Origin of the sequence: Pseudomonas izuensis, assembly GCF_002356535.2 — a bacterium.
Taxonomy (GTDB): Bacteria; Pseudomonadota; Gammaproteobacteria; order Pseudomonadales; family Pseudomonadaceae; genus Aquipseudomonas; species Aquipseudomonas izuensis.
In genome coordinates this window covers 3385890-3409123 of record NZ_AP017423.2, presented here as the reverse complement: position 1 = coordinate 3409123, position 23234 = coordinate 3385890, and the positions used below count along the sequence as shown (strand labels likewise).

Genomic DNA, 23234 nt, shown 5'->3' with positions numbered 1-23234 from the left:
GTATATCCAACAGTGCGCGTCATCGTTGGCCTCCATCGCGAGCAGGCTCGCTCCAACAATTGACCGCATTTCCCTGTAGGAGCATCAAACCCGGATCATCTCCCGCACCTTGGCCGTCAACAGGTCGAAGGTGAACGGCTTGGTGATCATCTGCATGCCTGAATCGAGGAATCCACCGCGCACGGCCGCGTGTTCGGCGTAGCCGGTAATGAACAACACCTTGAGATCAGGCCGGTGTTGCCGGCCTATTTCTGCCAGTTGCCGGCCATTCATCCCGGGCAGCCCGACATCGCTGATCATCAGATCGATCCGTTGCCCCGAATCGAGGATCGGCATCGCGCTGTCTGCATCGCCAGCCTCGACAAAGGCATAGCCCAGTTCGCCCAGCACCGTACTGACCAAAATCCGCACGGCAGGATCATCCTCGACGATCAGGACCGTTTCACCATGACGGGCAATCAGCGGATGCGCGCTTTCAAGTGGATGGTCCTGCGGCACTTCGCCCGCGAAACGTGGCAGGTACAGGCTCACCGTGGTGCCTTCGCCCACTTCACTTTGAATGGCGACGTGACCGCGCGATTGTTTGCTGAAGCCATAGATCATCGACAAGCCCAACCCCGTGCCCTGGCCGATGGGCTTGGTGGTGAAGAACGGGTCGAAAGCGCGGTTGATGGTGCTTTGCGGCATGCCACAGCCATTGTCGGTGACGCTGAGCACCACGTAATCACCCGGATCGAGATTGCTGTGGGGTTGGGTGAAGTCCGCGTCCAGATGCCGGTTCGAGGTCTTCACCACCAGGTTGCCGCCATCGGGCATGGCGTCACGGGCATTGATCACCAGGTTGAGCAGGGCGCTTTCCAGTTGATTGGGGTCGGCTTCGGCGACCCATAGCTGCTCGCTCAGTTGCATGTCCAGGAGAATGCTTTCATTGATGCTGCGTTGCAGCAGTTCGCCCATGGACACCACCAGGGTGTTCATCTCTACGGGTTTGGAATCCAGCGACTGCCGACGGGAAAATGCCAACAAGCGGTGAGTCAGGCCCGCTGCGCGATTGGCGGACGTCACGCCAAGGTCGATCAGGCTGTCCAGATCCTCGATGCGTCCCCGAGCCAGACGCCGGCGCAGTAGCTCCAGGCTGCCGATGATGCCGGTCAGCATATTGTTGAAGTCGTGGGCGATGCCGCCGGTGAGTTGTCCGACCGCTTCCATTTTCTGCGACTGGCGCAGCACTTCTTCATTATGGCGCAACTGTGCAGTGCGCTCTTCCACCTGCTGCTCTAGCGTTTCCAGGGTGTTTTGCAGGCGCAGCTCGCTTTGGCTCAAATCGATCAGCCGGTCCCTGGCTTCGTACTGTCGTCGGCGTCCGCGCAGGGCGGTGGTCACCAGGCTGATCAAGGTGACCGGATGAAAGGGGCGCTCGAGGAACGTGACGTTGCCCAGTTGCGGACCGAAACGTGAAGCCGGGTTCTGTTCCGGACCGCCATGGTGAGTCAACAATACAATCGGCAGGTCGGACCAGGCCGGCTGTTGTTCGATGAGCCTGAGCAGCGGCTCAAGATCCTGGCCCAGCAAGGCTTCGGAGGACACCAGCAACAAGCCTGCACCTTGCTCCAGCTCGCTGCAGAGCCCGCGCAGATCCCGGCTGATGATCCCGTCGAAACCCGCCTCATTGAGCATCATCAGCGCAATCTGGCTGTCGCGTCCCAGCGGCGCGAGAATGATCGCACGCTCGGACGTCGCTTGCTGAAGCATCACGGGTGTTCATCCCCGAGCAAAGGCATGCTCGCGCCGTGATAGGTCGGTACCCCGCGCAGTACGCCCTGGAAGGCTTCCAACGGTTCACCGATGGTCATGCCTTGTGAGCTGATCCGGTATTCACGGATGGTCGACTCATGGCTGCCGGTACGCTTCTTGATGATTGAAATGGCCCGGCGGACCTTGCCCAGCGCTTCGAAGTAGCGCAGCAGAATGACCGTATCGGCCAAATAGGTAATGTCCACCGGGGCTTGCATGTCGCCGACCAGGCCGTGTTGGGCGACGGTCATGAAGGTCGCGGCCCCTTTGCGGTTGAGGTACAGCAGCAACTCGTGCATGTGCAGCACCAGCGCATTTTCTTCCGGCATCGCGGCCTGATAGCCATTGATGCTGTCGATCACCACCGTCTTGATGTCGCGCTCGTCGACGCAACGACGTACCCGATGGGAAAACTCGCCGGGGGACAATTCGGCGGCGTCCACTTGTTCGATCAGCAGGTTGCCGGTCTCTTGCAGCGCCTGCAGGTCGATGCCTATGTTATTCATGCGCTCGAACAACAAGCCCAGCTCTTCATCGAAAATGAACAGCGCAGCTTTTTCGCCCCGGGCCACCGCCGCCGCGGCGAAGACCATCGAAATCAGGGATTTGCCGGTCCCGGCCGGGCCGAGAATCAAGGTACTGGACCCGGTCTCGATGCCGCCACCGAGCAGGGCGTCCATTTCCCGGATGCCGCTGGTCAACTGCTGTCGCAGGTAGCTACCGCGGTGTTCGGCCGCCACCAGGCGTGGGAACACGTGCACGCCATCCCCCATGATGGTGAAGTCATGAAAGCCGCCCCGGTACTTCTGGCCGCGGTACTTCACCACACGGATACGCCGTCGCTCGGCGCCGTAGTTGGGGGTCAGTTCCTCCAGGCGAATCACCCCGTGAGCCACGCTGTGCACGGTTTTATCGAGGGATTCGGTGGTCAGGTCGTCCAGCAGCAGAACCGTGGCGTCATAACGCACGAAGTAGTGCTTGATCGCGAGGATCTGCCGGCGATAGCGCAGGGAGCTCTGCGCCAGCAAGCGGATCTCGGACAGGCTGTCCAGGACCACGCGGGTCGGCTTGACCCGTTCGACCACATCGAAGATCTGTTTGGTGGCTTCGCCCAACTCGAGGTCGGATGAATACAGCAGCGTCTGTTGGTGCTCGGCGTTGAGCAGGCTTTCCGGCGGCGTCAGTTCGAAAATGGAAACGTTATGGTCCAGTTCCCAACCATGGGACCGGGCGCCCTGACGCAGTTCGCGCTCGGTTTCGGACAGGGTGATGTACAACGAGCGTTCGCCGGCCCGGGCGCCGGCTAACAGAAAATGCAAGGCGACGGTGGTCTTGCCGGTTCCGGGTTCACCTTCCAGCAGGAACACGTGGCCACGGGACAGTCCACCATCGAGGATGTCATCCAGACCTTCGATCCCGGTGGCGGCTTTTACGCTGATCAATTCGTTGGCTGTAGACAAGAAATGCCCTCTCATGACTAGGGGAAACGAGGCCGCAGGCGCTAGTTGCCTGAACGTGCTGCCTCTTCACTTGACCCTGGGCCGCGATGAGCGTTCAACCTTTGTTACATGTAACTTTGTAGAAGCTGGCTTGCCAGCGAATGCGGCGTGTCAGGTGCCATTCAGGTGTTTGATACACCGCCATCGCCAGCAAGCCGGCTCCTACAGCCCCTGCTGAAGGGCCGGATCGTCAGGATTCAGTTGTTCCAGTTGCGCCAGCAGAATCTGCACGTTTTGCAGCTGTCCGCTTTCTTTCCAGTAATTGATCAACAAGACCCGGGCCTTGCGATCATTGGGGTGGCGCTGGACGATTTCCTGCAATTGCTTTTGCGCGGCCTCCAGCTCCTGCTCACCGTGCAGTGTAGTCGCCAGGTCATAGCGGTAATCCTTGTTGTCCGGTTCAAGCTCAACGGCCTTGGACAGGCCAAGCAGGGCGAACTCGCTTTGACCGTGATGCAGCAACCACAGCCCCAGGGCGTGTTGCAAGTAAGCGGAATCGGGCTGTGCCTTCAGCTGTCTGGCCAACAACTCCTGGGCTGCTTCGCTTTGACCCTGCCGGTCCAGCACCTCGATTTGCATCACCAGCGCCGGCAGATTGTCGGGCGCCAGTTGCAAGGTCTGTTCAAGTTCCTGTTGTGCCTCTTTCAGTTCGGCATTGTGCAAATGCAGGCGGGCCAATTGATAGTGGTTGTCAGCGCTTTGCGGGGCGTTTTTGAGCACTTGTTGCCAGGCATCGATGGCCTGTTCCAGTGGCCCGAAATACAAACCGAGCTCATCCGGCGACAGGCCCAGCAACGCATTGACGGCAGCCAGTCGTACGCTTTGATCGCTGTCATCGAGCAACGGCCCGAGCAACAGACTGCGCTGGGCGCTGGACACCAACCCGCTGATGCTTTTGATCGCCGCGATGCGCACCTCAGGCGCCTCATGTTGCAAGTCCGCATCCGCCAGTTTCAGGGCTACGGAGCTGGGGTAGTTGGGCAGTTCGGCGTGCAGCCAGACGCGACGCTTTGGCGAAATGTCCGGGCGGGCCAATTGCTGGTAAAGCACCCGTGCAGCGCCGGGTTGGCCGTTACGGGCCTGAGTCAGCGCTTCGCTGTAACCACGCTTGATCGCCTCAGGCACCACGGGCGCCGTGCTGCGCATGAAAAACCACGCAATGCCAACGACAAACAGGGCGCTGAGGCAGATGAGCAGGTAACGGCGGGACTTGGGCATGCAGGATCCGGGGGCTGGCAAGTTTTGCAGAGCTGCAAGCTTCGGTCAGGTGGGGCCGTGAGTCAAACCTTGAGCTGTTTATGAAAGAGGGGTTACTGGCGTTTAAATAAGCTTGACCGTTTAATCAGGACGGAAATCAAAAGTAATGTCCCCCGCCTTCAATGTGTCCTGTTCGACTGGCGCACAGACGACATCGCAGTTTCATGTCGAACCACAATCGCAAAGCTCCCTCTCCAGGGACATATTGACGACCAGCAATAGCATTCAACACCTGCGATTGTCGGAAAGCGTGGCGCCAACCCGGACAGGGCTGGATTTTGACGTTTCCCCACCGGTTCTGGACTGCTCTAGAAATGCGTTAAAGCCAGAATTTGAAAATCAGGCGGAGCTGGATCAGCAATGGGGAGCGCTCAAGGAGTACTTAACGAGTGCGACGCTCTCTGAGCAGGAAATACTCGATGTATTCAGCAGTGGCATTCTCCAAAAGGAAACAGGCAAGGTCCTGCGCGAACGACTGAAAGGTGCTATGGAGCGCTCGATCCGGTCGCATGGGACGCTTGGTAAAGCAAAAGTAAAAGAGATTCTGGATGCACTTTGCGATTTGCCGCCCAGTCAATGGCAAGCAGCGCTGGGAGAAAATGTAAAGTTTGAAAGCGCCCCAAACGCTGCGGGCCTGATGAATTTCATCCAGACCAGGCTGGAGTTTTCAGGGATTGAGTTGGACAAAAAAATTGCACAAAAGCAGTTGGTCTCCGACTCTCAGTGGGACGCCATCAAAGATTTGACCCGGGACGCCAAGCAATATGTACGTTCCTGGGATTTTGGCGTTCGCGATGCATGGGACATGCTCAAGGAAGACTGTGAACGGCGTCCCTCACCCAAGGAGGCACAAGCGCACCTGACCAGGTTAGTCACTGAACTGCGGGAAAGCGGTGAGCGAAAGCGTTGGAACGATAAATTTATCGAAAAGGTTCAGGCTGTCTGCGATCAGCTCGATCCCGGGTATCGGAGAGCGTCGTCCGAGCCAGCGAAAGAACGACCGGTAGAACTCATTTCACTGAGATTTTTCAATCCCCCGACGCCGCACAGTTCTGCACCGACGTTGCTGGAGCGTATTGAGTCCTTTGAGCGACACGCAAACTTTTATTCGCACATCAATACAGCAGGAACGCACAAACCGGAAACCTTGCTTGGCAAAGTTTTGCTCGCCTGCAATGTAATGGATACGTTTGGAGTCTTGAGGTTAGACAGTCGCCATATTTCAACCAGCAGGCCCGCTGCAGAGCCAAGCAGCAGGGCCTGGAAAAATGGTTCGGCCGATTTTACTGAATCGCCGTTCGAGCCGGCTGCAGGGCAGCCGCAACCTTCCACCTGCACTGAGCCTTTGACCACGCTCACACAGGCCATTGCAAAAGCGGATGAATGGTTAACACGCAATTTGGTGCCATGGAACAGTGTGGGTGCTGTACCGGAGAATGTAGAGATCAAGATCGAGGAGTTACTGGAACCGGTTTACAAAGCTACAACAGCAATATTGAACGACCAGCCGTCTGCTGTGGTGGTTGTCAGGGAGCAGGTAAACGGATTACTTGAGCGGATGGCCGCCAATCTGGTCAGCAACGGCGCGGCTGTCTTGAGCAGTGCGGGTGCCTTGCTTGAGCGTAATCCAGGTCGTACCACGGGTGCTTTCGCGGCTTATGTAGCGGTCAGCAACTTTTATGCCTATTGGTTTGCCCCTGAAGCGTCCCCCATCATCGTGCCCGCCGAACAAAGTTCCGATTGGTACGGCGTTTCCGATCCGGCAACGGATATCAGAGAAAACATCCTGGATGATTTGGCCTTTATGTTCGAGGAGTTCCCCGAACTCGCGTTGGCACTCGAGGAGCGGGTTGAGCAATCCATCTACGTTGAGCCTCATCTCGACCTTCAACTTCTAGAGGATATCGACATATTGCTCCGGCAGCCTTCTGTCGCTGATTCCAGTGTCAGTTATCTTGAACTCATAGAAGAAATTATTCGGTTATCAGTAGTCGATGAGGACGATGAAGTCGAGGATTACCTGTCTGCCGGAGCACAGCCCGCACCGTTGCCCGTGTCCCGACCGTTGATACGCAAAGTACGCAGCGTGGCCAGCGAGGTGCCCGACAATCCTGTGGCGACGAATTCAGTACGGGGTTCGCATTGGGTTATTGAACGTGCGCGTGAGAACAAAATGCAACCCAAGGCGGCTGATGGGGCGGCGCGGGAAATCGCCCCCGGAATCACTATCGATGTAGCCAGGGACAAGGTCGTTGACGCTTTGAAAAGTGCAGAGGCCATCGTTGACCCTCTGGCATTTTTACAAAACAGCGTGGACACAATCATCAGCGAATCCAGCTTGCCCGATGACTGGAAGCGAACCCTGAATTCCACTTCGACCGTTGACGTCAGGTTCAAGGAAATCACCTTGCCAGATAAATTCGGCTACGCGAGTCCACGTCATGAGAGGGTCATGACATTCACGCTTGCGGAACTCTGTGCCGATTATCACTTGCGGGTAAAGGCCAGCAATGAAGAAATGACCATCCAATGGCCGGCATTTTTTCCGGAAGCACTCAAGAACACGATTCTGAATGCCGATTTGCAAGCAGCGTACAAGGACAGTGTCAAGTCAACACTCGAACGTCCCGATGTAAAAGAGTTGTGGAAACTCGCCAAGGAATACGAATTAAACACTACGCTGGAGTCCCATGAAAACTCCGGCACTGCTTCGCCGGAGGGCATAAACCTCGTCAATAAATTCCGGGCGGGGAAAATACGACCGCAGAGTATCTATTTAAACAACCCTCGAGAAAATACACCTGCCAAAGTCAGTAATGCTGTGTATTTGGGCGATCCCGACGGTTTCGGGTTGTTTGTGTTCCTTGGTGGCGACACTGCCGTTTTCGAGTTGCCCGCCGTGGGTACGCAAAGGCAAGACGTCATCGAAAGCAATGAGCAACTCCAAGGGAAGCTGCTCGATCGTATTCCTCTCTATGAAAAATTGTCACGCGTAGATAGTGATTTCAAGTTTGGCAAGCCTGAGTTTTCCATATTCAATTTCTATCCGCGTTATGCGCCGGTTCTGTTCGATACGACCGATGATGCAATGGGCGAGCTATACAAAAGGCAGTTGGTCCAAGTGTTATCGGATATCGATACCCTGGTTTCAACCGACGAGGAACGCTTTACGGATGGGTTGGTCGCTGCTATCGGAAAGCTGATGACCGCAATGTCGATCGTAACGATAGTTCCGGGGGCCACGGTTCTTGCAACAAAGGGGGCGCGTATGGCGGCCTCTTTTCTGTTCGGCGCGAGCGCATCGTCGACGGAGTTGATACGAGGTGAAATGTCCGATGATCCAAAAGCTGCTGCAGGTTTCCGAGCCAATGCCTATCGCGGTTTTATCATGGAGTGCGCAGGTCCGTTGGCGGGAAGGTTGTTGGGCCGGGTGATTGCAAAATCGGTCGCTACGCGAATCGCACGTGCAGTATTCAATCGAATTACATCCATGATTCATAAGCTGCCAAAGCCAGTTAAATGGATTGCTCCTGTTGTAAAAAATCCGCTGGCCTTGACAGCAAAATTGGAACTGAAATTCAAAAGTCACAGAACTGTAAGCCAGTTGCAAAAGCTGAATAGAGGGCCAGAGTTCGCACAGACGCTCATTAAGGACACGAAGGTGGTGTATTTTTCGGGCCCCACGGAAGGTTACGTTTATCAGGGTTTTGTCATGCGCGGCGATATGCGACCGCCCCAAGAGGTGTTCGGCCAGGGCTTCAAGTTGCGCACCCCCATAACGGATGTCAATCAGGTCAATGGAATGCGCGGAGGCTTTGGAGGCGGTAAGAACGCATTGGACATGGATGGCATGGGTATCTCCACTTCGCCTTACTACAAGCACAGTGGTGCCGGTGCTTATCAATATGGTGGTGGTCGAGGCGGATACACCTATGTCGTCGATGCCAGACAGATGAGGGGGTATCATCTGTACGCCAATGATCACTGGAAAAAGTACCCGACCTCGAAACTGGGCATGCGCCCCTATGAAGTCAATTATGGCCAGGACATCCCGGCGTCGGCGGTGATCGGCTGTTATGACAAACAGGGAAAATTCATCCCAAATCCCACGTCCCTCAAAAACAGTATTGAAGCCAGCAAGCCCGTTCAACTGGACGGCGGTATTCTCTATCGGCCTGCCAAATCATTCATTCCATCGGCTAATGCAACCACGGCATCTTTCAGCCCGTTGTAAATCATTGGCATAGGGGAGCGAAGAATAGAACGGGTTGACAGGTTTCGTTACCGGCGAAACCTGCCTTGCCTCACAACACTGACTACGCTTTCTGGATAGCCCGCCAAGAGCTTTCCCGATGCAAGCGCTGCTGCAATACTTCAAGGCCATCCTCCACCCCGGCCCCGGGGTGGTGTTGTTTGCCTTGAGAACCATCGCCGCCGGCCTGCTCACCCTGTACCTGGCCTTCCTGTTCGACCTCGATCAGCCCAAATGGTCGATCATGGCCGTGGTCATCGTCAGCCAGCCACTGGCCGGCATGGCCCTGGCCCGCAGTTTTGGCCAGGTGATCGGTACCACCCTGGGCGCAGCGGTAGCCGTGGTGATCATGGCGATCTTTCCCCAGGCGCCGGTGCCGTTCTTGATCACGCTGTCGCTGTGGCTTGCGCTGTGTACCGCTGGCGGCACCTTGTTGCGTTACACCAGTTCCCAGGCATTCGTGCTCAGCGGCTACACGGCGGTGGTGGTGGGGTTGCTGGCGGTACCGGATCAGGACGGCACCTTCCTGCTGGCGGTGACCCGAGTGACAGAAACTCTGCTGGCGGTCGCTTGCGTCTGTGTCGTCAGCCTGCTGACCGCGCGCCCGGAAGCCGTGGCCAAGGATTACTTCGCCAGGATCGATCAGGTGATCAAGCTGCTGGCGACCCATGCCAGCGCGGTGATTCGTACCGAGGAAAGCGAGGCCGACTTCCACGCTCGGCAGATGCAGTTGCTTGGACAGATCAGCGCATTGGAAGGGGTACGTCGGCATTTGTATTACGACGCGCCGCGTTTGCGCAGCGCAGACGACCTGGTGCAATTACTCGGTAACCAACTGTTGCTGCTGACGGCGCGGCTCACCGCCTTGCGCCACCAGCGCGAGCTGTTGCTCGAACGCTGGGAGGGCGAAATACCTGTTGAAATACAGCAATTGCTCAGCGAGGAACTGGTCTTTCTCGAAGAGTTGGCCCGGCAAGGGCGCGCATTGTCCAGCGAGCAGCGGCACCAGTTTGCGGCGTTGCGACAGCGTTTCGATGCACTGGCCTACCTTTCGGAACAACTGACCGAGCCCTTCAAGGCCACCTTGCGCTCTCTGTCATGGTCATTGCGCTGGGAACAGGCGCGGATGTTGCAGCAGATGGAAACCATTTTGGACCTGAGCGATGCGATCCAGAGCGGACGCAAGGCAAGCAGCATGTTTCGCGGTCAGGCCAATCCTTTGCACCTGGACTTCACCCTGGCGGCGATGAACGCCATCCGCGCGTACTGCGCATTGATGGTGGCGGGAATGATCTGGATCGAAACCGGCTGGGACGGCGCCCGGGGCGGGATGATTGTGGCGGGAATTCTCTGCTCGCTGATGGCGACGTTTCCCCGGCCGCTGCTGGCAGCCCAGAGCTATGCCCGGGGCCTGGGGCTGGCGCTGGTGGTGTCGGCGCTGCTGCAGTTCGCGCTGGTGCCGATGATCAGCAACTTCGAGATGTTGGCGGTGCTGCTGGCGCCCTTGCTCTATGCCGTTGCGGTGGGGTTGTCGAGCCCGCCCACCACGGGCACCGGGATTGGTCTGGGGCTGTCGACGTTTTTGCTGCTTGGTCCTACCAACACCGGGATAGGACAGAACAGTGCAATCCAGTGGTTCGAATTTGCCGGCGCCTACGTCTGCGCCGCTACATTGGCGTTGAGCGTCTACGCCTTGATCTTCCCGTTCAGGCCCGTGCTGCGCATTCGCCGGCTGCACCAGGAGAACTGTGAGCAGGTCCATGCCTTGCTGAAAATGCCGGCCACCGATGAAAACCAGTTTGCCTTCGAAAGCCGCATGGTCGACCGCCTGACCACGATGCTGGGGCTGTTGCCCGCCATTGCGGACAAGCCATCGCGCGACCTGTTCGAGGTCAGCCTCGCCTGCCTCGCCCTGGGCACCGCCTTGAACCAGCTCCGGCAACAGGGGCAGAACAACGTACTACTGAGTCCGCCGACGCAAACCCGGCTGTTGGCCACCGTGCGGGATACCGGGCGCCTGGTCGCCGGTCGTCCCGATATCGATGTCGATCAGGTGCTCGACAGCCTGCACACCTTGGGTGACGAGCTGGATGCGCTGCACTCCAGTGTCCATGAACACTTATGGTCTGTGTTTCGAATGCGCGTGGCGTTGTTGATCGTGGTGTCGTTCCTGGAGCGGCACCGTCGCCACTTTGAAGCCGTCCCATCGCAAGGAGTACCGGCACTTGCCCATTGATATTGAAATAGGCGGTGTCTATCTGCCGCCGATTGCCCAGGCGCTGCTGCTGGGGTTGCCGGTTTTCATGGTGCTGGACTGGATCCTGCGGCGCCTCGGCGTGTTGCAGTTCGTCTGGCATGAAGCCTTGTTCGAAGGCGCGTTGTACGCCTGCGTGTGCGCGACGCTGATTCTGGTGATGGGAGCCTGATGCCTTGAAGAAGATCCTTGCTCAACTCACGACCCTGGCGGTGGTCGCGCTGGCTTTCGTGCTCGGCTGGTTTGCCTGGGAACACTACACCCGCGCGCCCTGGACCCGGGATGCACGGGTGCGGGCCGATGTGGTGACCTTGTCCGCCGATGTCGCGGGACGCATCGTCAACCTCGGCGTGCAGGATAACCAGCATGTGGAGAAGGGCCAGTTGCTGCTGGAAATCGATCCCTCGCGCTACACCCTGGCGGTGCAGCATGCCAGGCGTTCCGTGGAGGTGGCGAAGGCTGCGCTGGGGCAATCGGAAGCAACCATCGTCGCCAGCCAGGCGCTGCTGCGCCAGCGTCAAAGCGAGGAGCACCGCCGTCGGACCCTCAAGGAACGCTCGGCGATTTCCGGTGAAGAGTGGGAAAAGTCCAGCACCGAGGTGGCGGTGGCCCAGGCCGATCTGCTGCGCAACCAGGCCAACCTTGGCTTCGCCCAGGCTAACGTGCAACTGGCCATTGCCGCATTGGCCGAAGCCGAGCACGACCTGGAGCGCACCCGGGTCGAGTCGCCGGTCAGTGGCTACATCACCAATCTGCTGACCCGCCAGGGTGACTACGCGACCGCGGGTGGTCCGTTGGTGGCGGTGGTGGACAGTGACTCGTTTTATGTCAGCGGCTACTTCGAAGAAACCAAACTGCCGCGAATCGGGGAGGGGGATCGGGTCGACATCGAATTGATGAGCGGCGAGCGTTTCGGCGGCACCGTGCAAAGCATCGCCTTCGCCATCGCCGACCGGGAAAACCTGCCTGGCGGGCGATTGCTGGCCAACATCAACCCGAGCTACACCTGGATCAAACTGGCGCAACGGGTGCCGGTGCGGATACAGATCGATCCGGACTATGCCGGTAAAGCCAACTTGCGGGCGGGGACTACGGCTACGGTAACTGTTCGGGAAAACCACAAATCCGAAGAACAACGTTAAGGGCTTACACACCTTTCTGGACAACGCGCGAACCCGTAGGAGCTGGCTTGCCAGCGAAAGCAATGTGTCAGCCAACGCTGATGTTGCCTGTGCCGCCGTCTTCGCTGGCTAGCCAGCTCCTACAGGGGATTTTTGTCTGTTTTATCCGTCATTTTTCACATTGGGAATGAACGCGGCGCTGCCGGATTCATGGGCGTGAAACAATCGGGCGCCGTTGTTTGGCTTGGTGGTGATCAACTGATGGTCGGCAGTCAGATAATCCAGGGGCAATTGTTTGATGTCTTCGTACTGCTCCACGATGATCGTGCGTTCAGGATTCCAGGTCTCGCCACTTTGTTTTTCCAGCCATGCCATCAATGCTGCGCTGTCGCCTGTTTGTGGAATGTCTGATTCGGGGGGCACATAGTAAAACGGTGAGCCATGGTTTTGCAGGTACATGGGCAGCTTATTGTCGACATCCACCAGCACCATGCGCCATTCGTTCCACGGCGCAGTTTTGATGGCTTGCGCTCGTACATCCCGGCTGAACTGCATGACACCGCCACCTCCACTGTTGGTCCAGGGATAGACAATGCCAAGTATCAGAAACAAAAAACCTGCTGCCCCGGCAATACCCTTTGTCCAACCAGGCCCACTGACGTTACCCGCAGCCTGGCGCTCGGCCATTCGCCGGGTGACCCACCAGGCTGCCAGCAATTGGGCAAATGGCACCAGAGGCAAGACGTAGTAGCTGCGCCGGCTGCCACTGGCGGTGAAGAACAGGAACAGCAACGCCAGGCCCTGGATCAGCCAGCGAATGTTAGGCTCGGTGTGCTTCCAGTTCCGCACCGCCACCCACAGGCCGAGTATCCAGCAGGGCGCCCACGGCAGGGTATAGACCGGCAGATAGAGCAGGTAGGTATAGATCGGGCCAATGTTGTCGAAGGGTTTGAAAAATCGAACGACGTTTTCCCGGAATACCAGTCCAAGCCCGCTCTCCCCATAAGCAGGTGCGCCATAACGCTGCGACAACATGAACGGCACCATGTAGAACACGCCCGCTACCAGCATCGCCAGGCACATGCGTCGATTGAGATGGTTTTTCCAGCGCCCCTCGCCAAGCAGATGCGGCAGCAGCATCAGCCCTGGAAGGATGAATCCGATTAAACCCTTGAACAGCGACGTCAGCGCCAGGATCAGGAAAAATACGCTGTACCGACTCAGCCGCGTGTCGTCCGGGCCGCGCCAATACCACCAGATAGCTGCCAGGACCCCGCAAACCGTCAGGATGTCGGCCGTCGCTACACGCGCCCAGAACACGAAAAAAAACGTCGTCGCCAGGAACCAGCCGGCCATCAGGCCGGTGCCTTTGTCATATAGCTGCCCGCCGATCAGGTAGACCAGCCAGATGCTCAGCCAGGCAGCGATGACCGAGGACAGGCGTAGTGACCAGTGGCCGAGGCCACCCATCAGGTGGGCAGTGGCCGTAATCAGCCAGTAGGAAGGCAGAGGCTTGTCGTAATAGGGCATGCCTTTGAGGTAAGGGTCGAAATAATCGCCCGTTTGCAACATTTGCAGGGCGATGTTTGCCCAGCGTGTTTCTGCACCCCAAAGCTCCCGTGCCCCCAACCCGAATAGCAATAGAAGCGCGGATACGCCAAGCAGAAGCAGCAGCGCACCCTGGTCACTTTTCAAAAACCTGATGAATGATTTGTTCATGACTATTTCGCATTAAGCGGGAAGCCGCTGGAACTTTAAGCTATCTGGCCAAATGTGATGATAATGTCAGTAGATTGCGAATAAACCATTAGTTCTGATTTAAAAGCGATTGCCACAACAATTGACATAAAGCTATGAATTACAACATGAAAAATAACTTGTTGTAATTTGTCAGGGTGCACGTCTTATAAATGTAAATGTCTTCACCAAACTTTCACTTCTTTTTAACAAATAGCACTCCAGACTTCTCGCTCCAGACTGCGCAATGTTGGCAACGGAATATGATCAACTCGGGTGGAGAGGGTTTCCCTGGATTTGTTCGTAGCGCGGCGTCATTGAAAGCGTACAGCTCACGCTAGTCAGCGTGCATTCAATTCAGGGATCAACTACATGTCTTCCCCTTCAACCCTCCAGCCGTCCATGGCCATGCGCCTGCATTCGTTCGGCCTGGGTATCTTGACGCTGCTGTTGTTCGTGATGGTGAGCAATCAGCAGTCGTTCATTGGCTTCGACTCGCGGTTCGTGATGTTCGCCCAGGAAATGCTGCGCCATGGGCCGAGCATTTTCCCGACGACCTACGGTGAGCCTTATGCCGACTACAGTGCGATGTCGACGTTTTTTATCTATGTGCTTTCGTTGCCTTTCGGGCATGTGACGAGCTTCACGGCCTGGCTGCCTTCCTCGATTGCCGCCGCGGTGATTGTGACGCTCATGTATCGCCTGCTTGCGCCGTACTCACCGCGGTGGGCGCTGGTCAGTATTGCGTTGATGCTGCTGAGTGTGACGTTCATCAGTGAGGTGAGGGCTGTATCGCTGGACCTGATGCTGGCGGCGGTTTCATTCGCGGTTTTTTACCTGGCCTATGCGGCAGATCACTTTAATGCACACAGGCGGCTCGGTGTGCTGTTTGCCCTGTTGGTGCTGGGCTTTGCCATTCGCGGGCCGATCGGCCTGATCGTGCCTACCGGCATGCTCTGCAGTTATTACCTGTTCAGCGGTCAATACAGGCGGATGCTTGGCTTTGGTGTGGTTGCCTTGGCGCTGCTATGCCTGTGCATCGGATTGATCTTGTGGCTGGCCGATATCAGCGGCGATGCAGCCTTTGTGCGGGATGTTATTCGCATGCAGGTGACGGGGCGCATCGATGGCAGCGAAGGCTCCAGCAATGTGCTGTTCTATTTCACCAGTTCCCTGGGCAATTATGCGTTGGCTTATCCACTTGCATTGCTGACATTGGTTGGCGTGCTGGTCGGCGATAGAAATGATCGCGGGCCACAATGGCGATTGATGATGTTTTGCGCGGCTGCAGGTCTGATCGTGCTGATCGGGCTTTCGATTCCCCAAGCTAAAAAAGCGCGCTATCTGTTGCCGATGTTGCCGATGGCAGCCATTGTCGCGGCTTATCCGTTCCAGGCCGCAGGCGGTCGGCTGTTTGCCGGCTTGAGACTACTGATACAAGGGCTCTGGCTGGTGCTGCCGGGCGTGCTGTTTGGCGTTGTGTTGGTTGCGCATCACCGACTGCCGGAATCATTGCCCTCCATCGGTTTGATCCTTGGGCTGCTGGTTTTTCTGCAGATCGTCGCCTTGGTCTCGCTGTTCAAACCAGCGTTGAGAGTGGCAGGTCTGGCGTGTTGTGCGGTGTTGGCGGTGTGGTCGGTCTACATCCTGTACGTTGAACCCATTCAACGAGGCGCGTATGACACGCGCCAGTTCTCTCTGGCGGTGCTTGACCGGGTGCACAGTGATTCCGTACCGCTGGTGCTGCATGGCCTGGGCAAGGACGCGAAGGCAATCAAGTTCATGGTCAATGCGGATACTGACGTTCGACCGATTTTCACCGAGACGTCCGAACAGCTGGAGGCGGTCAAAGCCCCCGCCTACATAGTCATGAGCGAAGCGTCTTACCAGAAACTCCCGTCATCGCAGGTCTCGCCACTGACGCGGGTGTTGGAAGGTCGCTTCGACAAGGATGACTACGTATTGCTGCAACTTGCACCTTGATTCGTTGCGCCTTGATGCATCACAGGGATTTACCCTGGCTTTTGGAAAAGTAAAAAAAAGCCCCGCGACCGAATGAGGCGCGGGGCAAAAAAGTTGGTTGGTTGCGGCCAACCAAAGGAGCACTTGAAGGCGGTTATTTGCTGGCGACCGTCTCCGGTTGCCAGCCGCCACCGAGGGCCTTGTAGATCGCGACGATGCCGCGATACAGATCGACTTCGGCCTGGGCTTGGGTGTCTTCTGCCGCGAGACGTTCACGCTGGGCATCGAGCAGGACGAGGAAGTCCGACGTGCCTTCTCGGTAGCGGATCTCGGCGAGGTCCGCCGCGGAACGGCTCGACTCACTCTGGCGAATCAGCGAAATCAGACGCTGTTGGCGTTTGTTGTAGTCGCTGAACGCGTTTTCCGATTCCTCCAGGGCCAGCAACACTTGCTGCTCGTAGGTCGCCAGCGCGCCTTCAGCATCGGCATCGGCACCGCGTATGCGGGCTTTTACGCTACCCAGGTCAAACGCCGCCCAGGTGATGCTTGGGCCCAGTGCCCAGGCGTTGGCCGCCGAGGAACCGATCTGCGAGCCACGCCCGGCGGTCCAGCCGAGGAAGCCGCTGAGGCTGACACGGGGGAACAGATCAGCCTTGGCCACGCCGATTCGCGCCGTGGCCGAAGCCAGTTGGCGTTCGGCGCTGAGGATGTCCGGACGGCGTTGCAGCAGCTCGCCCGGATTACCGATCGGCAGTGCCTTGGCAATCGCCGGCAAGTCTTTCGGGCTCAGGTCCACGGTCAACTTGTCCGGGCGCTGGCCCAGCAGGGTGGCGATGCGGTTTTTCTGCCGAACCTGCTCGGCCTGCAATTGCGGCACGCTGGCTTCGACCGAGGCCAGACGGGCATCGGCGCGCTCCACATCGAGTTGGTCACCGACACCGGCATCGCGCAGGCTGATGGTGATCTTGCGCGACTCCCGCTGGTTTTCCAGGTTGGCCAGGGCGATTTTTTCCCGCAACTGCGCGCCGCGCAGTTGACCGTAGGAATCCACCAGTTCGGCAATCATGGTGACTTGCAGTTGGTACAGGTCGGCCTCGAACGCCTGTTGCTCGGCGTTGGCCGACTCCAGGTTGCGCTGGATGCGGCCAAACAGGTCGATCTCCCACGCCATGTCCAGGCCCAGGTCGTAGCGCTCAGTGTTGACCCGGTTGGTGGCCTGGCCGGGAATCTGGCCTTTGCCCAGGTCACTGCTGGCACGGCTGGTGATGGTTGGCATGGCGTCATTGCTGACGTCATCGCGGATCGCCCGGGCCGCCTTCCAGCGAGCAAAGGCGACGCGCAAGTCACGGTTGCCCTTGAGGGACTCGGTCACCAACTGGTTGAGGGTCGGGTCTTCGAACTGCTGCCACCAGATGCCTTCGAAGCGCGAACGGTCGAAGTTCTTCTGGCCGGAGGCGCCATCGGTGGCCGTGGTGATGTTGGCGGGTTCAGTGGCTGGTGTCTTGTAATCCGGGCCGACGGCACAGGCGCTCAGCGCCAGGACCAGCAGGCTCGGCAAAAAGGCTTTCAAACTCATCAGTGCGACTCCAGCTTCAGGGTCTTGGCCGCTTTGCGCTTCTCGCCGCGCTCCACGAAATTACGAATCAACACGTAGAACACCGGCGTCAGCAACAGACCGAAGAAGGTCACCCCGAGCATGCCGGAGAACACCGCCACACCCATGGCGTGACGCATCTCGGCACCGGCACCGCTGGAGAACACCAGTGGCACCACACCCATGATGAAGGCGAAGGACGTCATCAGGATCGGCCGCAGACGCAGGCGGCAGGCTTCCAGTACGGCGGCCAGCGGGTTCATGCCTTCCAGCTGTTTATCCTTGGCAAATTCGACGATCAGAATCGCGTTCTTACAGGCCAGGCCCACCAGTACGATCAGGCCGATCTGGGTGAAGATGTTGTTGTCACCACCCGAAGCAATCACACCGGTGATGGCCGACAGCAGGGTCATAGGGACAATCAGGATCACCGCCAGTGGCAGGCTCCAGCTTTCGTACTGCGCCGCCAGTACCAGGAACGCCAGCAGCACGCAGAGCGGGAACACGAACAGCGCGGTGTTGCCGGACAGGATCTGCTGATAGGTCAGGTCGGTCCATTCGTAGGTCATGCCGTTGGGCAGTTCGTCCTTGAGCAGTTTCTCGATGGCTTTCTCGGCCTGGCCGGAGCTGTAGCCAGGGGCGGCCGCACCGTTGATTTCAGCGGTGATAAAACCGTTGTAGTGCATCACGCGATCCGGGCCCGAGGTGTCGCTGACCTTGATGAAGGTCGCCAGCGGGATCATCTCGCCCTTGTTGTTGCGCACTTTGAGCTGGCCGATCTGGTCGGATTCGAGGCGGAACTGCTGCTCGGCCTGAACGTTGACCTGATAGGTGCGGCCAAAGCGGTTGAAGTCGTTGGCATACAGCGAACCCAGGTAGATCTGCAGGGTGTCGAAGATGTCGCTGACGGCCACGCCGTGGGTCTTGGCTTTTTCGCGGTCGATGGCGGCATCGACCTGCGGCACGTTCACGGTGTAGCTGGTGAACAGGCCGGCCAGTTCTGGAACATTGTGGCTCTTGGCAATGATGTTCATGGTTTCCTTGTACAGCTCCTCGTAGCCCAGGTTGCCCCGGTCTTCGATTTGCAGGCGGAAACCACCGATGGTGCCCAGGCCTTGTACCGGCGGTGGCGGGAAGATCGCCATGTAGGCTTCCTGGATGTTCGCATACTGGCCGTTCAAGGCACCGGCAATCGCACCGGCAGACATGCTCGGGTCTTTACGTTCGTCGAACGGCTTGAGGGTCACGAACACGATGCCGGCGTTCGGGCTGTTGGTGAAGCCGTTGATCGACAGACCAGGGAAGGCCACCGCACTTTCCACGCCAGGCTGTTTCAACGCCAGATCGGACATGCGCTTGATCACGTCTTCGGTACGGTCCAGGCTCGAGGCATCCGGCAATTGCGCGAAGGCCACCAGGTACTGCTTGTCCTGGCCGGGTACGAAACCGGTCGGGGTGCTGGAGAAGCCGAAGAAGGTCAGGACCATCAGGCCGGCGTACAACAGCAGGGCGATGCCGCTGGAGCGGATCACACGGGCAACGGTGCCGACATAACCATGGCTGGCCTTTTCAAAGAAGCGGTTGAACGGGCGGAACAGCCAGCCACCGAATACCTTGTCGAGCACCTTGGAGAAACGGTCTTTCGGTGCGTCATGGCCCTTGAGCAATACCGCCGCCAGTGCTGGCGACAGGGTCAGCGAGTTGAAGGCCGAGATCACGGTCGAGATCGCGATGGTCAGGGCGAACTGCTTGTAGAACTGGCCGGTCAGACCGGAAATGAACGCCGCCGGCACAAACACCGCACACAGCACCAGCGCCGTGGCAATGATCGGGCCGGTCACTTCACCCATGGCCTTTTTGGTCGCATCGAAGGGGTTGAGCCCCAGTTCAATGTTACGTTCGACGTTCTCCACCACCACGATCGCATCGTCCACCACGATCCCGATGGCCAACACCAGGCCGAACAGCGACAGGGCGTTCAGCGAGAAGCCGAATAGATGCATCACGGCAAAGGTACCGATCAGCGACACCGGCACCGCCACCAGCGGAATGATCGAGGCACGCCAGGTTTGCAGGAACAGGATCACCACCAGCACCACGAGGATCAGTGCTTCGAAGAGGGTGTGAACCACCGCCTCGATGGAGCCGCGCACGAAGATCGTCGGGTCATAGACGATGCTGAAATCCATGCCTTCCGGGAAGCCCTTCTTCAGTTCGGCCATTTTGGCCCGAACTTCGTTGGAGATCTCGATAGCGTTGGAGCCCGGACGCTGGAAGATCGGGATCGCCACCGCCGGCTGGTTGTTCAGCAAGGAACGCAGGGCGTATTGGCTGGAACCCAGTTCAACCCGTGCGATGTCCTTGAGGCGGGTGATCTCACCGTTATCGCCGGAGCGAATGATGATGTTCTCGAACTCTTCCTCACTGACCAAACGGCCCTGAGTGTTGACCGACAGCTGGAAGCTTTGGGCATTCGGGGCAGGGGGAGCGCCCAATGCACCGGCGGCCACCTGGCGATTCTGTTCACGAATAGCGGTTACAACGTCTGTTGCGGTCAGGTTGCGCGAAGCGGTTTTGTTCGGGTCGAGCCAGACACGCAACGAGTAATCACCCATGCCGAACAGCTGCACATCACCGACACCGCCCAGACGAGCGAGCTCATCCTTGATGTTGAGGATCGCGTAGTTGGACAGGTAGAGCATGTCGTAGCGTTTGTCCGGCGAGGTCAAGTGCACCACCATCGTGAGATCGGGCGAGGCCTTGTCCACGGTGATACCGATGCGCGTCACTTCCTCGGGAAGCTTCGGCTCGGTCCGGGTCACGCGGTTCTGCACCTGCACCTGGGCATTGTCCAGGTCAGTGCCCAGGGCAAAGGTGATGGTCAGGGTGATCTTGCCGTCGGCGGTCGACTGCGAGGACATGTACAGCATGTTCTCGACGCCGGTAATGGCTTGCTCCAAAGGCGCAGCCACGGTTTCACCGATGACTTTAGGGTTGGCACCCGGGAAGTTGGCGCGAACCACCACGGTCGGCGGGACCACTTCCGGGTATTCGCTGATCGGTAGCTGGAACAGCGAGATGGCGCCGGCGATCAGGATCAGCAGCGATAGCACCGCGGCGAAGATCGGCCGTGAAATGAAGAATTGGGAAAAATTCATCGGAGTCGTTATCCCTTAACCGCGTGGGTTCGCAGCAGCCAGTTTCACAACCGTGCCCGGCGCGACCTTGGCAGGCGCGACTTGTGGCAGGTTGCTGGCTTCCAGCGCTTGTCGTTGTTGTGCCAGGGCCGCGAGGGTTTGTTCGCTGGCCATCGGGATCACTTCAGGGGTGACTGGCGAGCCAGGACGGACCCGTTGCAAGCCCTTGACGATGATGGTGTCGTCCTTGTTCAGGCCGCTGCGCACGATGCGCAAGCCTTCAATCTTCGGGCCCAGTTCTACTGCGCGGTAGGCGGTCTTGTTGTCGCCATCCATCACGATCACGAACTTCTTGCCCAGATCGGTGCCGACCGCCTCATCGTTGATCAGCATGGCGCTGTAGGTGCCGCTGCCCACCAGTTTCAGGCGTGCATACAGGCCCGGGGTATAGCTGCCATCGCTGTTGTCGAACACGGCGCGACCACGGATGGTGCCGGTTTTCGGGTTGACCTGGTTGTCGACGAAGTTCATGACGCCCTGGTGCGGGTTGCCGTCTTCGTTCGACAGGCCCATGTACACCGGCGTGGTGGCGCCGCGCTTACCCTGGCGGGCGAGTTGGGTGTACTTGAGGAACACACGCTCGTCGGCGTCGAAGTAGGCGTAGACCTTGTCGGTGGAGACCACGCTAGTCAGCGCGGTGGTATCGGCAGTCACCAGGTTGCCGGCGGTGATTTCCGCACGGCTGACGCGGCCGCTGATCGGCGCAGTGACGCGGGTGAAGCTCAGGTTCAATTTCGCCAGATCGAGTTGCGCCTGAAGGGCACCGACCGCGGCGCGAGCCTCTTGGGCCGCACTGGTACGGGAGTCGGCCAGCTCGGCGGAAATGGCGTTGCTGGTGCGCAGGCGCTCACCGCGCTGGGCTTCGTTTTCGCTGCGGGTGGCATTGGCGCGGGCCTGGGCAACCAGGGCTTCGAGGCGGCGGACTTCGGCCTGGAACGGACGCGGATCGATCTGGAACAGCAGGTCGCCTTTCTTGACCAGCGCGCCTTCAGTGAAAGCCACTTCATCGATCTGGCCGGACACCCGTGGACGAATCTCGACGGTTTCCGGTGCTTCAAGACGTCCGGTGAATTCGTCCCACTCGTTGACCGGTTGCTCCAGCACCTTGGCCACGCTGACCTTGGCTGCAGGCATGGTTGCGGCCGTTTGCGGCGCCTTGCCGCACGCGCTGATCACCACGACAGCCAGCAGGGCCAACGGGAAGCGCAAATGTTTGAGTGATTGTTCCATGGATGCATCCGCCAATGTATTGAGATTGGCGAATGATGCTCGGCGGGTGGGTATCGCACGAATCGAACGGGGCGAAGGTAACTATCATTCGGAATGATATGAGAGCCGGGGCAGCTCTCTAGCCTGCGCCTTTTGCCAGGAGACGATCAATGAGGTCGATGGCAATTCTGTGTTTCCAGAACTGCAAAGGTCTGGCCTGGAACCGAGTGGACTTCAATCGCGGGCGAGCCCGCTCCCACAGGGTTATTTGAAACGCCACAATCCCTGTAGGAGCGGGCTTGCCCGCGAAGAGGCCATCAGCCTCGATACATGATCTGGATCAGGCCAGGCTATCCGGATCCCCAAAGAACATTTGTATGCGCGACCTGAGCCAACGCTCACCCGGATCATTATCCTGCGACCCACGCCACGCCATGTGCAATTCAAAGCTGCGCACCGGCAGCGGCGGATCTTCCGCCCGCACGCCACCTGCCGCCGTCAGCGCATCGGCCGTGTAATCCGGCACCGTGGCCACAATGTCCGTGCCGGACAGCAGGGTGCTCAAACCGTTGAACTGCGGCACGGCCAGCACCACGTGACGTTTGCGCCCCAACTTTTCCAGCTCTTCATCGATGAAGCCGCTCAGGTCGCCGGCGAACGACACCAACGCGTGGGGGCGGGCGCAGTAATCATCCAGGCTCAGCGGCCCCGGTACAGTGTCGGCACGCAGAAGCTTCGGTTGGCTACGACGCAGCACTTTACGCTTGGCATTGGCCGGCAAGTCGGTGGTGTAGCTGACGCCGATGGAAATTTCCCCAGACGCCAACAACCCCGGCATCAGAATGTAGTTGACCCGCCGCACCACCAGCACGATTCCCGGGGACTCGGCGCGCAGGCGCTTGAGCAGCATGGGCAGCAGGGCGAATTCGACGTCGTCCGACAGCCCGATGCGAAACACCGCGGTGCTGGTGGCCGGGTCGAATTCCGCCGCACGGCTGACCGCGGTGGATATCGAATCCAGCGCGGGAGAGAGCAGGGCGAAGATTTCCACGGCGCGCGCGGACGGCTCCATGCTGCGGCCGGTGCGCACAAACAACGGGTCATCGAACAGCCCGCGCAGGCGCGAGAGCGCCGCACTGATGGCCGGCTGACCGAGGAACAGCTTCTCCGCAGCGCGGGTCACGCTGCGTTCGTGCATCAGGGTTTCAAATACGATCAACAGGTTCAGGTCGACACGACGCAGGTCATTACGATTCATCTGGAGTCCTGGCAGAGTCAGCAAGCTTGACGTGAGCGGCCATATGAGAACAATGGCCAGCAGGAATATTACGGGGAAAGGCTGGTACTCTGCACCGAGT

General features: G+C 58.6%; 13 protein-coding genes. 5 read left to right on the top strand and 8 right to left on the bottom strand.

Annotation, left to right across the window (positions count from 1 at the left end; translation table 11 throughout):
- Positions 1-84: 84 nt before the first annotated feature.
- From LAB08_RS15125 to LAB08_RS15115, 3 genes are all read right to left on the bottom strand, one after another.
- Positions 85-1752 carry a response regulator gene (locus LAB08_RS15125; protein WP_436799362.1) on the bottom strand — a complete coding sequence of 556 codons (1668 nt, stop codon included), beginning with the start codon at positions 1750-1752 and terminating at the stop codon, positions 85-87.
- A complete protein-coding gene (locus LAB08_RS15120) occupies positions 1752-3254 on the bottom strand; it encodes an ATPase domain-containing protein (RefSeq protein WP_096511305.1) in 1503 nt (500 codons plus the stop codon). Before LAB08_RS15120 ends, LAB08_RS15125 begins: the two co-directional genes overlap by 1 nt.
- A gap of 201 nt (positions 3255-3455) precedes the next feature.
- On the bottom strand, positions 3456-4511 hold the full coding sequence (locus LAB08_RS15115) for a tetratricopeptide repeat protein (protein ID WP_096511307.1): 1056 nt from the start codon (positions 4509-4511) through the stop codon (positions 3456-3458).
- A 145-nt stretch (positions 4512-4656) separates the two neighbouring features.
- Here LAB08_RS15115 and LAB08_RS15110 point away from each other — a divergent pair, with 145 nt between their 5' ends.
- The 4 genes from LAB08_RS15110 to LAB08_RS15095 all read left to right on the top strand — a co-directional run bounded on the left by LAB08_RS15110 (position 4657) and on the right by LAB08_RS15095 (position 12198).
- Positions 4657-8784: a hypothetical protein gene (locus LAB08_RS15110; RefSeq protein ID WP_096511309.1), complete on the top strand. Its 4128-nt coding sequence runs from the start codon at positions 4657-4659 to the stop codon at positions 8782-8784.
- Between the two features lie 118 nt (positions 8785-8902).
- Positions 8903-11038, top strand: a complete 2136-nt coding sequence (locus LAB08_RS15105; RefSeq protein WP_096511312.1) for an FUSC family protein — start codon at positions 8903-8905, stop codon at positions 11036-11038.
- On the top strand, positions 11028-11228 hold the full coding sequence (locus LAB08_RS15100; RefSeq protein ID WP_096511314.1) for a DUF1656 domain-containing protein: 201 nt from the start codon (positions 11028-11030) through the stop codon (positions 11226-11228). The genes LAB08_RS15105 and LAB08_RS15100 overlap by 11 nt, the downstream gene beginning before the upstream one ends.
- A 4-nt stretch (positions 11229-11232) precedes the next feature.
- Positions 11233-12198: an efflux RND transporter periplasmic adaptor subunit gene (locus tag LAB08_RS15095; RefSeq protein WP_096511316.1), complete on the top strand. Its 966-nt coding sequence runs from the start codon at positions 11233-11235 to the stop codon at positions 12196-12198.
- Between the two features lie 141 nt (positions 12199-12339).
- On the opposite strand, the gene LAB08_RS15090 is transcribed toward LAB08_RS15095, so the two are convergent.
- Positions 12340-13896 (bottom strand): ArnT family glycosyltransferase, encoded by a 1557-nt coding sequence (locus LAB08_RS15090; RefSeq protein ID WP_096511318.1) that lies wholly within the window; start codon positions 13894-13896, stop codon positions 12340-12342.
- A 390-nt stretch (positions 13897-14286) separates the two neighbouring features.
- On the opposite strand from LAB08_RS15090, the gene LAB08_RS15085 reads away from it, so the two are divergent.
- Positions 14287-15897: an ArnT family glycosyltransferase gene (locus LAB08_RS15085; RefSeq protein WP_096511320.1), complete on the top strand. Its 1611-nt coding sequence runs from the start codon at positions 14287-14289 to the stop codon at positions 15895-15897.
- 133 nt (positions 15898-16030) lie between these two features.
- Here LAB08_RS15085 and LAB08_RS15080 read toward each other — a convergent pair whose 3' ends face one another.
- The 4 genes from LAB08_RS15080 to LAB08_RS15065 form a co-directional block, all read right to left on the bottom strand.
- Positions 16031-17452: an efflux transporter outer membrane subunit gene (locus LAB08_RS15080; RefSeq protein WP_096511322.1), complete on the bottom strand. Its 1422-nt coding sequence runs from the start codon at positions 17450-17452 to the stop codon at positions 16031-16033.
- A complete protein-coding gene (locus tag LAB08_RS15075; protein WP_096511324.1) occupies positions 17452-20628 on the bottom strand; it encodes an efflux RND transporter permease subunit in 3177 nt (1058 codons plus the stop codon). The genes LAB08_RS15080 and LAB08_RS15075 overlap by 1 nt, the downstream gene beginning before the upstream one ends.
- A gap of 15 nt (positions 20629-20643) precedes the next feature.
- Complete coding sequence (mexE, locus tag LAB08_RS15070; RefSeq protein ID WP_096511326.1) at positions 20644-21897, bottom strand: multidrug efflux RND transporter periplasmic adaptor subunit MexE; 1254 nt, start codon at positions 21895-21897, stop codon at positions 20644-20646.
- Positions 21898-22216: 319 nt separating this feature from the next.
- Positions 22217-23134 (bottom strand): LysR family transcriptional regulator, encoded by a 918-nt coding sequence (locus LAB08_RS15065; protein ID WP_096511328.1) that lies wholly within the window; start codon positions 23132-23134, stop codon positions 22217-22219.
- Positions 23135-23234: the final 100 nt, after the last annotated feature.

Excerpts from the sequence above, each read along its gene's own strand:
- LAB08_RS15125 (WP_436799362.1), bottom strand. The coding sequence starts at position 1,752 with ATGCTTCAGCAAGCGACGTCCGAGCGTGCGATCATTCTCGCGCCGCTG.
- LAB08_RS15115 (WP_096511307.1), bottom strand. The coding sequence starts at position 4,511 with ATGCCCAAGTCCCGCCGTTACCTGCTCATCTGCCTCAGCGCCCTGTTT.
- LAB08_RS15110 (WP_096511309.1), top strand. The coding sequence starts at position 4,657 with ATGTCCCCCGCCTTCAATGTGTCCTGTTCGACTGGCGCACAGACGACA.
- LAB08_RS15105 (WP_096511312.1), top strand. The coding sequence starts at position 8,903 with ATGCAAGCGCTGCTGCAATACTTCAAGGCCATCCTCCACCCCGGCCCC.
- LAB08_RS15090 (WP_096511318.1), bottom strand. The coding sequence starts at position 13,896 with ATGAACAAATCATTCATCAGGTTTTTGAAAAGTGACCAGGGTGCGCTG.
- LAB08_RS15085 (WP_096511320.1), top strand. The coding sequence starts at position 14,287 with ATGTCTTCCCCTTCAACCCTCCAGCCGTCCATGGCCATGCGCCTGCAT.
- LAB08_RS15080 (WP_096511322.1), bottom strand. The coding sequence starts at position 17,452 with ATGAGTTTGAAAGCCTTTTTGCCGAGCCTGCTGGTCCTGGCGCTGAGC.
- LAB08_RS15075 (WP_096511324.1), bottom strand. The coding sequence starts at position 20,628 with ATGAATTTTTCCCAATTCTTCATTTCACGGCCGATCTTCGCCGCGGTG.
- mexE (WP_096511326.1), bottom strand. The coding sequence starts at position 21,897 with ATGGAACAATCACTCAAACATTTGCGCTTCCCGTTGGCCCTGCTGGCT.
- LAB08_RS15065 (WP_096511328.1), bottom strand. The coding sequence starts at position 23,134 with ATGAATCGTAATGACCTGCGTCGTGTCGACCTGAACCTGTTGATCGTA.